9 protein-coding genes are annotated in these 13107 nt (G+C 40.1%); 3 read left to right on the forward strand and 6 right to left on the reverse strand.

Features of this window, described 5'->3' with window-relative positions; all coding sequences use genetic code 11:
• Positions 1-17: 17 nt before the first annotated feature.
• On the reverse strand, positions 18-878 hold the full coding sequence (locus tag NGC85_RS02575) for an AraC family transcriptional regulator (RefSeq protein WP_254804736.1): 861 nt from the start codon (positions 876-878) through the stop codon (positions 18-20).
• A 179-nt stretch (positions 879-1057) separates the two neighbouring features.
• Here NGC85_RS02575 and NGC85_RS02580 point away from each other — a divergent pair, with 179 nt between their 5' ends.
• Positions 1058-1963, forward strand: a complete 906-nt coding sequence (locus NGC85_RS02580) for a DMT family transporter (RefSeq protein WP_254804737.1) — start codon at positions 1058-1060, stop codon at positions 1961-1963.
• 67 nt (positions 1964-2030) lie between these two features.
• On the opposite strand, the gene pta is transcribed toward NGC85_RS02580, so the two are convergent.
• The 3 genes from pta to NGC85_RS02595 all read right to left on the reverse strand — a co-directional run bounded on the left by pta (position 2031) and on the right by NGC85_RS02595 (position 6935).
• Positions 2031-4166, reverse strand: a complete 2136-nt coding sequence (gene pta, locus NGC85_RS02585; protein ID WP_169108902.1) for a phosphate acetyltransferase — start codon at positions 4164-4166, stop codon at positions 2031-2033.
• Positions 4167-4201: 35 nt separating this feature from the next.
• Positions 4202-5377, reverse strand: coding sequence for an acetate/propionate family kinase (locus NGC85_RS02590; RefSeq protein ID WP_254804738.1), 1176 nt, complete (start codon positions 5375-5377; stop codon positions 4202-4204).
• A 292-nt stretch (positions 5378-5669) separates the two neighbouring features.
• Positions 5670-6935: a glutamate-5-semialdehyde dehydrogenase gene (locus NGC85_RS02595; RefSeq protein WP_005051936.1), complete on the reverse strand. Its 1266-nt coding sequence runs from the start codon at positions 6933-6935 to the stop codon at positions 5670-5672.
• 344 nt (positions 6936-7279) lie between these two features.
• Between NGC85_RS02595 and NGC85_RS02600 the strand changes: the two genes are divergently transcribed.
• Complete coding sequence (locus tag NGC85_RS02600; RefSeq protein ID WP_005051935.1) at positions 7280-8596, forward strand: alpha/beta fold hydrolase; 1317 nt, start codon at positions 7280-7282, stop codon at positions 8594-8596.
• Between the two features lie 56 nt (positions 8597-8652).
• Here the strand turns inward: NGC85_RS02600 and NGC85_RS02605 are convergent, their stop codons facing one another.
• On the reverse strand, positions 8653-9495 hold the full coding sequence (locus NGC85_RS02605) for a class I SAM-dependent methyltransferase (RefSeq protein ID WP_005051934.1): 843 nt from the start codon (positions 9493-9495) through the stop codon (positions 8653-8655).
• 127 nt (positions 9496-9622) lie between these two features.
• Positions 9623-10642, reverse strand: a complete 1020-nt coding sequence (nagZ, locus tag NGC85_RS02610) for a beta-N-acetylhexosaminidase (protein WP_169108906.1) — start codon at positions 10640-10642, stop codon at positions 9623-9625.
• A 237-nt stretch (positions 10643-10879) separates the two neighbouring features.
• Here nagZ and NGC85_RS02615 point away from each other — a divergent pair, with 237 nt between their 5' ends.
• Positions 10880-13063 (forward strand): carboxy terminal-processing peptidase, encoded by a 2184-nt coding sequence (locus NGC85_RS02615; RefSeq protein ID WP_254804739.1) that lies wholly within the window; start codon positions 10880-10882, stop codon positions 13061-13063.
• The last annotated feature ends 44 nt before the right edge of the window (positions 13064-13107 follow it).

The following is a 13107-nucleotide window of genomic DNA, read 5'->3' on the forward strand; positions in this document are numbered from 1 at the left end:
AAGATGCGTTGTGGATTTTAGTTTTTTCTCAGTTGAGATGGGCTATAGCCAAACTGCTTTTTAAAACGATGGCTAAAATGGCTGCTTGAACTAAAGCCATATTGCACTGCAATCTCGGTCAGATTCGCGGTGCTTTGTTCAAGTGCTTGATGTGCCAGTTCTAGGCGACGTTGCATCACATATTGATGCGGTGGCATCTGCATCGATTGTTTAAACATATGCGCAAAATGATACTCGCTGAGTTGCGCTTGCTGAGCCAGATCAGACAAGGCCAAACTCAAATGTAGATGTTGATCAATCCATTCCAGTAACTGCTTAAGTCCGTAAGGGGAGAGACCACCTTTGACTGCAGGTGCCTGCCATTGTGCATGACTATAATTTTTGATCAGATGATTGAGTAACAGCGTTGTTGCGGTACTCATTTGCAAATGGTTTTCACGATCTTGCCATGCACCACTGAGTAAAAAGTGTCGATAGATCATCGAGATTTGTGGGTCTGCCACAAAAATTTTTGGATCTAAAATGATTTGACTTGGCTCTCTGTCCCACACTTGCTCTGCAACACGATGTAAATGTTGTTCAGTATAGTAAAGATGTACGAAAGTGAGAGGATCACGTAAATCCCAAGTTGACTCGAAATCTTGTGGCATCAGGCACATACGGTCAGGGCCACCGCCATTGTGCCAGCCCTGTTGGGTTTTTTGATAGCTTTCATAACCGCCCTGAATATACATACTCAAGGTGTGATGATTGCTACAAACACTGACGCGGTCTTGGTTATTTTGCCACATGGCCAACTGCATGCCCGACCCCAGTTCTATTGAGTCGAGCAATTGAGCTTTATATTGCTGTAATTGATCTAGAATCTGATATTTCATCTTCTATACGCAGTGCCAAGTAATTTCAGTTTAGTGTAGAGCGTTGCCCCCATTTTGTCATCTGGTCAAAAAGCTTATTAAAATCGCAAGTTCGTGATAATCACCGCAAGATCATGCAAGCAATCAGTTGACCCAACCCGCAAAATATAAAAGTCCTGATTGACTATGGTTTTAGAGAGATGAATGCGCTGTTATATGCTTTGGTTGTGGTGATTTGGGGCACCACATGGATTGCAATTACGCTACAGCAGCAAAGTGGAATTTCAGCCAGTGTTGCGGTGTTCTGGCGTTTTTTTATTTCCGCAATGGTGTTATTTATTTTCGTTGCTTTAACCCGAAAGTTACAGAAACTGGCTGGCAAAGATCATTTGTTTTGTATGTTGCAAGCTTGCTGTATTTTTGGATTTAACTTTGTCTGTTTTTACTATGCAGTGCAATATATCAGTAGCGGTTTGGAAGCGGTGATTTTCTCCATGGCGGTGATTTTTAATACCATTAACGCTAAATTCTTCTTTGCTCAGCTGGTGTCGACGCGCTTTTATCCTGCGGCGTTATTAGGTGTACTCGGAATAATTGCTTTGTTTTGGCATGATGTGGCGGGTACGACTTTAAATAGTAATACTTTGTTGGGGATTGGGCTGTGCATTTTAGGAACCTATGGTTTCTCTTTGGGCAATATGATCAGTACGCGCCATCAAAAACATGGGTTGGATATTTTTACCACCAATGCGTACGCCATGTTATACGGTTCTTTGTTGATGGCTGTGATTTCATGGTTAAGACAGGATGACTTTTTCCCAAGTATGCAATTCAGTGCAGTGAGTGCGTTATTGTATCTCGCTATCTTTGGTTCAGTGATTGGTTTTACTGCTTATTTCTATTTGGTCGGGCGGATTGGCGCAGGTAAGGCAGCGTATAGCACCTTGTTATTTCCTTTAGTGGCATTGCTGATCTCGACAGTATGGGAAGATTATCACTGGCAAATGAATGCAGTGATTGGAGTGATCTTGATCTTATGTGGTAATGCAATTTTCTTTGTGAAAATTCCGCAGTTAAAGCGTTTGAACTCTTCAAAAAATGCTTGATTCATTGATGAATAAAAAAGCCATTAACTTTTGATTGAGTTAATGGCTTTAGTATAACTAAATCAGTTTAGTCTTGTTGCTTTGCCTGAATCGCAGTCAAGGCAATGGTAAATACAATATCATCCACCAAAGCACCGCGTGACAAGTCATTCACAGGTTTGTTTAAACCTTGCAGCATTGGACCAACGCTCACCACATTGGCTGCACGTTGTACTGCTTTATAGGTCGTGTTGCCTGTATTTAAGTCTGGGAAAATAAACACATTCGCGCGACCAGCGACCTTAGATTCAGGTGCTTTTTGACGACCGACACTTTCGACCGAAGCGGCATCATATTGCAATGGCCCATCAATCAATAAATCAGGACGGCGTTGTTGAGCGATTTTGGTTGCTTCTGCAACTTTCTCAACATCTGCACCTGTACCAGATGTACCAGTTGAATAGCTAATCATGGCAATACGTGGATTAAGACCAAAGGCTGTAGCTGAGTCTGCTGATTGGATGGCAATCTCGGCAAGTTGTTCTGCATTTGGATCAGGATTAATCGCACAATCGCCATACACATAGACTTCATCAGGTAATAACATGAAGAAAATAGATGAAACCAATGAGTAGTTCGGTGAGGTTTTAATGAGCTGAAATGCAGGGCGAACAGTATTTGCTGTGGTGTGAATCGCACCCGAGACTAAACCATCGACCTGATCCAATGCTAACATCATCGTGCCGAGTACGACTGTATCTTGCAATTGTGCTTTGGCTTGTAATGCATCCAATTTACCTTTGCGTAACTCTACCATTGGCTCGATGTATTGATCACGAATTGTATCAGGATCAATAATTTCTAAATCATTTGGTAATTGAATACCACGCGCTTTAGCAACTTCGGCAACAGATTCAGGTTTAGCCAGCAAAATACAATGTGCAATTCCACGTGATTGACAAATTGCAGCGGCTTGAACAGTACGTGGTTCATCGCCCTCAGGCAAAACAATGCGTTTTTTAGCCGCAATTGATTTCTGAACCAATTCATAGCGAAATGCAGAAGGAGATAAGCGTGGATTCAGATTGTTTTGGGTATGTTGATCTAACCAATTATTGTCAATATGACTTGATACAAAACGAGTCACTTGTTCTGCACGTTCAGTATCGTCAACTGGAATCTCATTGCCGAAGTGATGCAAGCGCTGAGCTGTTTCTAGTGTATCTAAAGAGGTATGTAAAATCGGCAGACCTTGTTTGATTGCGCTTTGACAAAATTCTAAAACGTTTGATGGAGGAGCTGATTGTTCAGTTAACACAAGACCCGCTAAAGGTATGCCATTGCTACTGGCAAGACTCGCAGCAAGTAATGTATCTGTACGTTGTGAAGCACTAATAATCAGTTCACCAGCCACAAATTTATGCAATTCTGACTCGATATCAGATGCGATCAAACTGGTATGTAAAATACGACGTTGTTTTGCCTCACCTTCGTGTAGCCAGTGACCATTTACAACCGAAGCAATGTCTAAACTACGCGGTACGCTCAGAGTATTACTAAACGGAACTAAACCAATAATAGGTAAATCATCTGTGCCCATATAGCGGTTATAACGTTGTAACTCTAGTGCAAAGTCAGCAATTTGTTTGTCTAAACGCAGACTTGGGTCTAGGGTGACTGGAATTTCAGCTGTTCCTTCAGGAAGTCCTTTGGTACGCATAAATAACACGCCTGTGGTGCGTGCAGAAGCTGCACCGCCAAACTGACGTAAATGCGCATCAACTTTTTCAGCTGTTTTGCGTGGATCGGTTAAATCTGCTGTGCTCACCAAAACAACTTGTGCATCTAAGGCTTGAGCAAGTGCAGCATTGATTTCACTGGCAAAATGATCTTGCCCATTTGGAACTAGCCCTTCGACAATAATCACATCATGATGAGCCGAAATTTGACGATGTAATGCCACTGCTGCTTCAAGTAACTCATCTGTTTCGCCTAATGCGAGTAATTGAGTTAATTTTTCATAAGTAATGGGTTCAACCGAATTATGTTTAAATAAATGACTATATAGGGTCGTGGTGCGATCAACCGTGGTCTCAGCAATTTGAGAAAATGGTTTTAGAAAACCCGCATTGATGCCTTTACAGTCCAGCGCATAAATCATGCCTAAGCATGCAGAGGTTAGACCAACACCTTCCCCAGTAGGGATGAGCAAAATTGTGTTCATAATGACCTTAAATTCTTATCTAAATTTGCTATAAATTATGCTGTTTGCTCAATGACTTGACGTGTCTCTTTGGCAATGCGACCTTCTTCATCTGTCGGAATGACCCAAATTTGAGGACCTGTTCCAGCATCTATTCTTCCTTCGCTACCACGTGCCAAGGCATTGTTTTTGTCTTGACTAAATTGCAAACCGAAATGTGGTAGATACCCTAATGTTTTTTCTCGAACATAAGCTGAATTTTCACCGATACCACCAGTAAATACCAAACCATCGAGACGCGGTAATCCGCAGCTTAATGCCGATAAAGATTTTGCTAAACGATAGCAGAACACTTCGATCGCAAGCGTAGCGCCTTCATGACCATTTTGCGAAGCTTCAACTAATGTCCGCATGTCATTAGATAGCCCAGATAGCCCCAATAAGCCACTTTCTTTATTGAGCATACTGTCAATTTTTTGAATATCCCAACCTAAATTACTTGCTAAAAACAAGTGTAAGCTAGGATCAACATCACCGCTACGCGTACCCATGACCACACCTTCAAGTGGGGTCATCCCCATTGACGTATCTAAACTTTCACCATTCCAAACGGCACACGTCGAACTGCCATTGCCCAAATGAGCACTGAGCCAACCACCCTGATTTTTTGCTCCTGCCAATTCACTCGCGCGTTCAGTCACATAAGCATGACTTGTGCCGTGGAAACCATAACGACGAACTTGGTGTTCTGTATATAAGTTTTGCGGTAGGGCATAGCGATATGCACGTTCAGGCATCGTTTGATGGAACGCTGTATCGAAAACTGCAACTTGAGGTAATTCAGGAAATAAACGCATGGTTGCTTCAATCCCAATTAAATGAGCAGGATTATGCAATGGCGCAAGCGGTGTTGCTGCTTCAATACGTTTTACAATCTCTGGTGTTAAAAGTTCAGCTTTGGTTAAGTTTCCGCCGTGTACGACTCGATGTCCAATCGCCTGGGGATTGTAATTTGCTAAACGGGCTAAAAGGGTTTCAAGCGCTTTAGCATGATCTGCGTGAGGGATTGAAAGTTCCAATGGTTCGCCACCCACTGTTACCCCTTTAATGCGTGCATCAGCAGAACCTAAATTTTCTGCTAAGCCATAAATACGATCTTCACGGCGTTCTGAAATAAGCGCGTATTTGATTGAAGATGAACCACAGTTAATTACAAGTACAGATTTAGCCACGTTTGAACACCTAACAAATTTGAATTTATGACGAACACTTTGATCTTGCTGCAACGTGTCGAGTGAAGCAATCACGCGCAATGTTTTAACATGGGTTGTTATATTGGCGAAGATAGACTTTAGCCTATACAACTGATTTATAATTGAATCTTATGAGTATAGCGTGTAAATAAAATTATCAATGGATGGATCTGTTTATTTTACTAAGTTTTTTTGTATTAAAAAATGAAAAAACACGATAAAGATCAATGTACTAAACTTTATCGTGTTCTGAATTTAAACAGCTAAGGATTTATTGGCGAATTTGACCATCACCAAAAACAATCCATTTCTGTGAAGTTAAGCCTTCTAAGCCAACTGGGCCGCGTGCATGAATTTTATCGGTTGAAATACCAATTTCTGCACCTAATCCATACTCAAAACCATCAGCAAAACGAGTCGATGCATTGATCATGACTGAGCTTGAATCAACACGTGCTAAAAACTCACGCGCTAGACTAAAGTTTTCAGTAATAATGGCATCCGTGTGATGCGAACCATATTTATTAATATGTTCAATTGCTTCATCCATTCCTGTGACTACTTTTATTGCAAGGATAGGACCCAAATATTCAGTATACCAATCATCTTCAGTCGCTGTTTTTACTGATACACCTAAGATGCGTTGTGTTTCTGGACAACCACGAAGTTCAACTTGTTTTTCCGCATATAACTCAGCAATGCTTGGTAGGAATTCTTCTGCAATCGCTTCATCAACAAGCAAAGTTTCCATTGCATTACACACACCATAACGATGCGTTTTTGAATTTAATGCAATGGGTAAGGCTTTTTGTAAATCTGCTTGTGCTTCAACAAAAACATGACAGTTGCCATCTAAATGCTTGATCACAGGAATACGTGCTTCATTGCTAATTCGCTCAATCAAGCTTTTTCCACCACGTGGCACAATCACATCGACGTATTCAGCCATTGTAATCAGATGACCTACTGCAGCACGATCTGGTGTATCAATGACTTGAACAGCATGCTCTGGTAAACCTGAAATTTGTAAACCGTGCTGAATCGCTGTTGCAATCGCTTTATTTGATTCAAGTGCTTCTGAGCCACCACGTAAAATGATGGCATTACCTGATTTTAACGCCAAAGATGCTGCTTCAAGTGTGACATTTGGACGTGATTCGTAAATCATCCCAATCACCCCAAGTGGTACACGCATCTTGCCTAATTGAATTCCCGAAGGGCGGTAAGCAAGATCAGTAATTTCACCAATTGGATCAACCAATGCAATCACATCTTTTAAGCCGTGTAACATGCCTTTAAATCGAGCAGGGGTCAGTTCTAAGCGATCAAGTAAAGCAGTATCTAATTGACGTTGGCGACCATTCTCCATGTCAATTTGATTGGCTGCTAAAATTTGTGCTTGATTATTTTCCAAAGCAGTATAAATTGCAGACAAGGCATTATTTTTCAAATGAGTCGATGCACTCGTTAGTAATCGAGACGCTTGACGTGCTTGAACACCTACTTGTTGCATATAATTTTGAATAGAATCTTGCATAGCATTTTGATGATTGCATGTATTTATAAAGATAGTAACAGCCAAATGCGGAACAATGAATAGTTTGAACCGATAATTCCAAAATTATAAATTGTTAAATCGCACAAATAATTTTATATAAATGAGATCAATCTAATTATTTGATTACATATTTTGCAAAAGTTTAATGTCTTAAACAAGATAAGTGGTTAAGGAAATGATTGCGTATAAAACATGCATTTGTATAGAATGAAACTGTATAGGATAAATGTAATACAAATTTTATAGATTTGTTAACTTGCAAGTAGAAATCGCTAAAAATGAGACTCTTGCAGCAAAAAAATAAACAAGGATGGAGGAAGGATATGAATTCCATTATCCAAATGGACTCGGATTTAAATCATACCTACACAGGTTTTGGTTTTTTCGACATTTACAATAAAAACAGTTTTAAACAACCAGCGCGTACTACATGGATAGATGGTTGGAAAATTGAATATATGGCGATTGCTGATCCTAAAACGATCTACAAAACGCCGATTGTAATTGTCGGGGGCGCATTTCAAAACTTTAACTCTTATAAGTATTGTGTTGAGCAACTCTTTGAGAGTGGACCTGTCATTTTAATTGATTTACCGTCTATGGGAGCAAATCAACAGATTCGAAATGTTGATACCGGTGAATCTGCAGGCATTTTAGAATTACCAGATTTATCTAAAATGCTTGGGCAATGGCTCGATATTGTTGGAATTGATAAAGTTTCAATGATGGGCATGTCTCTAGGCTCCGTGGTTGCATCTTCATTTGCACATCAACGTCCAGAATTGGTCGATCGTATGGTGCTGATGGGCGTGATGCAAAAAACGCGTAAAAGCTGGCGCATGCTACTTGAAGAATCACTGCATCTCATGCGTGAAGATCGCATGGATGAGTTTGGTCAGGCTGTTATTTTGTATTTGGTTAATCATGCCAAACTCGATAAAACACGTATGTCACCAACAGCAAAACGTTTGTTCTTTAGACAAATGGCTGAATTTACTGCGACTGAGCGTGAGCGTTATGAAATTAACTGTAATCGCCTGTTACGTTTAAGCGACGTTCCTGTACCGCAATGTAAAACACTTGTAGCAGCAGGGCAGTACGATAGTTTTACTTTGCCACATGAAAATGCGGACTTTGCGTTGCAGTGCCAAGATATGCAATTTGCATTGATTGCAAATGCGGATCATGTGCCACAGTTGCAGCGCCGTAAAGAAACGATGAATTTGTTTACTTCATTCTTAAAGGGTGAATCCATCGATAATCTTGATGGTATTATTCCAATGACACGTGAAGAAATGAAAAAAATTGAGCGTCGCGGTGAAGAACGAATTTTAGTTCAGCAACCTGAAACGAAGCTCACACATCGTCATATAGATAATGAAGTCGCAGTGAAGATTGTAGACATTACTTTCTTTGGTGTGTATTTAAAACTCCACAATTTGGAACAGCTTGATTTTGTCAGCCAACATCCTCGTGATCTAGCTCTACATTTAGCTGACGAAGAGGGTGAGTTTAAAATTGAATGTTTAAATTTTGATGCTTCTGAACAAGGTCTTCGTATTTTATTTAAACATGGTAGTTTTGATATTGCTGAACGCCTGACTCGATTCATTGAGCGTCAAAAAGAGCTTAAAGACTGAGAATATTTTGATCTAAAAAGAAAGTGGCAAATTGCCACTTTTGTCTTTTTTATAAACTACTTATTAGTTGCTTGTATCATCCAAACTAAATCACCCAAATGTTGTTGATTACTTTCTAGATCAATATTTTCAAAAAATTGTTTGGGTTGCAGCACTTCAACTTGTTCAAATCCTGCGCCATGAAAAAAAGTTTCGACTTCAGCAGGCGTTTTAAAGTGAAAACTAAAAGCACTACGAGACATCCATTTAAGCAAACGACTGCTATTCCAAATAATGGTCGCCAATTTATTTTGAGTCGGTTCAGGATAAATATCAGTTAAATAATGAAGTTCCTTAAAGTTACGACCATACGAAGCAATCGCTTGAATTAATTGCTGTAAAAGAGGTTTTTCAAAATAATTAATTAGACCTTCGCTAATAATCACTAGTGGGCGTTGAGGATCGAATACCTCGAAAGCTGAGGCGAAAGCATCTGTAAATAAATCAACAGATAGAACATCTTTTGCATCTGTTTCAATTTGTTGTAAGGCAGCTTGTTTTGTTGCTGCCATATCTGGCAAATCTAATTCACGATAGAGAATGCTTGGGTAATGCTGTCTAAACCACCAACCTCGTGGTGAAAGACCACATGCAATTTCAAGAACTTGTAAATCAGGATGTTGTTCAATCAGCTTTTCTAAATGTTGATCTAGCATGGTATGTCGTTGCTTTAATGTTGTTCGCATACTGCCACCAACATATTTCTCAGCCCAACTTTCAATCGGATGCACCAGTGCTGCAAGTGTTTTGCCCTTTGCCGTTGCTAGAGCAGGATGAGAAATCCCCATTTGATACCAAATATAACCTGTATAGTGCGCAGTAAATGAAATATGGCGATGTTTCGAAAGTTGTTGTGTCATCTGTCCTAGACTCAATTTTTATTGTGTTTCCCATGCACAACCCATTTGCGCGAGGAAATTGACCTATCATGGTTTAAATAGGTCAATTGCAGATGAATCGTTACATCATCTATAGCTATACAGCAAATTAAAACGAATTCTTAAAGTCTTCAATGACTTTTCTGACGTTTTGCCAGTTTTCATCTAAAGATAATGTATTACCGATTTGAATATTTGGAATATGACCACGCATACGCTCAAGTCGTTGTTGATTTGGCAGTGCTAATGTTTGAATGCCATCTAAAGCATGGCATGCTGCTGTGCGGTCATTACAGACTAAGCCCATATCACAACCCGCATTTAAAGCGGCTTGAATGCGAGCATCTGCACCACCCGCAACACATGCCGCTTGCATGCTGAGATCATCAGAGAATAAAACGCCATCAAATTTCATTTCTTGACGTAAAATTTGTTGTAGCCAAAATTGAGAAAAGCCCGCTGGATTTGGATCGATTTGATCATAAATCACATGTGCAGGCATCAGCGCATCTAATTGTGGCATGAGCTTGATAAAGCTTTGCATATCTTTATCATAGATTTCTTGATATGAACGACTATCAATTGCCGCAGCGACATGTGAGTCCGCTTTAACAGAGCCATGTCCTGGGAAATGTTTCCCTGTTGTTGCCATACCAGCTTTTTTCATGCCACGCATAAATGCGCTTGCGAGTGGAATAATATCTTGAATATTTTTGGAAAAACCACGATCTCCAATCACATCACTAATGTCATTCAGATCCAAAACTGGGGCGAAACTGAAATCGATACCAACAGCGAGCACTTCGATTGCCATTAACCAACCACATTGTTCGGCTAATTCAATTGCTTGTTGTGGATGTTCTAAGTAATGTTCACCTAGTCTGCCCATTGCAGGTAATAAGGTAAAGCCTTGCCTTAAACGTTGTACACGACCACCTTCTTGGTCTACAGCGATTAAAATATCTGGACGTACTTGACGCATATGGTCTGTTAAAGCGCGAACTTGTTGAGGTGATTCAATATTTCGCCCAAATAAAATCATGCCTCCGACTTGCGGAGCTTGTAATAGTTCAATATCTTCTTGATTAAGTTCTGTGCCAGCAATGTCTAGCATCAATGCGCCGATCATAGGTATTCCGTTTGAATTTTGATGTAAAAAACGATAGCTAAATTGTGCAATGATTTGCTACATTTTGTCAGTACAGAATATGATAAAACTACATGATATTGATGATAAGTACTTGTTGGTCATTTAATTATGACGACCAATGAGTTCTACACGTTGGTTAAAATTCGAATGAAATCTGTTCATATTGATGATGCCAGCATGTAATAATTGCCATATCCAAGGAAGTACCAAAATTTTATGAAACTTCAAATGATAGCGTGTGCAGTTGCAGTTGCGACTGGTGGTTTATTTTTTACTCATACAATCAATGAGGCATTTGCGGCGACGGAAGCTCCGCTCGTTTCAACGGTGATCAAGCCATCACAAGAGCAAGCTTTAGTCTCACGTCAGTTGGCAACATTAGTTGATCGTCAGCATTATTTGAATATGCGTTTAGATGCGGCAACATCTAACCGTATTTTAGATATGTATTTGGATAGCCTCGATCCTGACCATTCATTATTTTTAGATAGTGAAGTCCAAGAATATAAAACAAAATATGGTTCTAATTTTGGTAGTTCGTTAAAAGCGGGGAATCTAACAGGGCCTTATGCTATTCACGCCCAATATCGTGAACGTTTAAAACATTTTTATGAATACATGTTGGTTGAATTGAAAAAGCCGCAAGACCTCAATCAAAAAGATGTTTATTTAGAAATTGATCGTGAAAAAGCACCTTATTTTAAAACGGCTGCTGAGCAACAAAATCATTGGCAGAAAATGCTAGTCTCTCAATTGATCAATTTGACGATTAGTAAAGAAGAAGAGCAAGCCAAACAGAAAGCCTTAAAAGCAAATCCTTCGCTTGCCAATGGTCAAGATTTGACAGGTCCTGAAGATTTGACCCCAGTACAGACATTAACAAAGCGTTATACACGTCAGTTAGAACGGATCGGTCGTGTTAAAAGCGATGATGTGCTAGATAAAACATTAAATGCGATGTTGGCTACATATGATCCACATAGTAACTATTACCCACCAATCGATGCGATGGAGTTAAATCGCCAAACGACGCTGCAATTAGAGGGCATTGGCGTATCTATTCGCCCTGAGCGCGGTAATGAAGACTACACTAAGATTGAAACAATTGTCGAAGGTGGACCTGCGAGTAAATCTGGTCAGGTGAAATCTGGCGATCGCATTATCGGTGTTGCCCAAGATGGCGATAAGATGGTGGATGTCATTGGCTGGCCAAGTTCAGAGATTGTTGGATTGATTCGTGGTAAGCGTGGTACGAAAGTTACCGTACGTTTATTGGCAACTGGTGCTGCAATGAGTCAGGCGCGTAATGTCACTTTAGTTCGAGACATCATTCAAGAAGAAGATGCAGGGGTACGTTCACGCACAGTTGAAATTACGCGAGATGGTAAGAAGCATTTATTTGGCGTAATTGAAATCCCATCTTTCTATTTTGATTATCGTTCTCGCCGTGCTGGTACCGAATATCGTTCAGTTTCTGAAGACACCGCTAAGGCACTTGAATCTCTAAAAGCGAAGAAAGTTGAAGGGATCTTGATCGATTTACGTAATGATCCAGGTGGTTCTTTAGAAGAAGTTGCTCGTATGCTTGGTCAGGTCATTAAATCTGGACCAGTGGTACAAATTCGTGATGGTAACGGCAATGTGAACGTTTTTGAAGATACAGATGGTGGTGAGCAAATTTATGCAGGACCAATGGCTGTACTTATCAATCTCGCTTCTGCTTCAGCAAGTGAAATTTACTCTGCTGCAATTCAAGATTATGAGCGCGGTATTATTATTGGTAGCACCACAACAGGAAAGGGAACGGCACAGGTCCAACTGGATTCATTAGCACATGGCCAAGCAACACTTACTCAACGTAAGTTTTATCGTGTAACGGGTGGTAGTACTCAGAATAAAGGTGTGATTCCAGATATTAAACTGGTTGATATCTACAATGAAGAGTTTGGCGAACGTAAAGCCAAGAATGCTTTAAAGTGGGATACCATTCCAACAGCGCCGTTTAAACGAGAAGGTTCAGTACAACCTTATGTAACCAAATTGTCTGAATTTTCTGCTCAACGTGTTGCAGCAGATGCGCAGTTTAAATATTTAGAAACTCGTAAAGCGATTGCTCAGAAAACTTCTGATCAGAAGAAAGTCGTTTTGGATATCAATCAGCGACGTGCTGAATTAATTGATTTAGAGAAACAGACTTTAGATGCTGAAAATCAGCGCCGTCAAGCGACTGGTCAAGCACCTTATGCAAATTGGGAAAGTTATCAAGCTTCAATTGATGCCTTGATTGAAGCTCGCGCTAAAATGAAAGCGCATCTGCGCCCTGCATTACCAGAAGAAGAAACATTCGTGACTGAAGCTGCTAATGTATTGCTAGACTACTCGAAATTACAAAGTCGATAATTTCTAAATCAAACTCTGTAAAAAAACCTGCTCAATGCAGGTTT

Origin of the sequence: Acinetobacter sp. Z1 (assembly GCF_024296945.1) — a bacterium.
Taxonomy (GTDB): domain Bacteria; phylum Pseudomonadota; class Gammaproteobacteria; order Pseudomonadales; family Moraxellaceae; genus Acinetobacter; species Acinetobacter beijerinckii.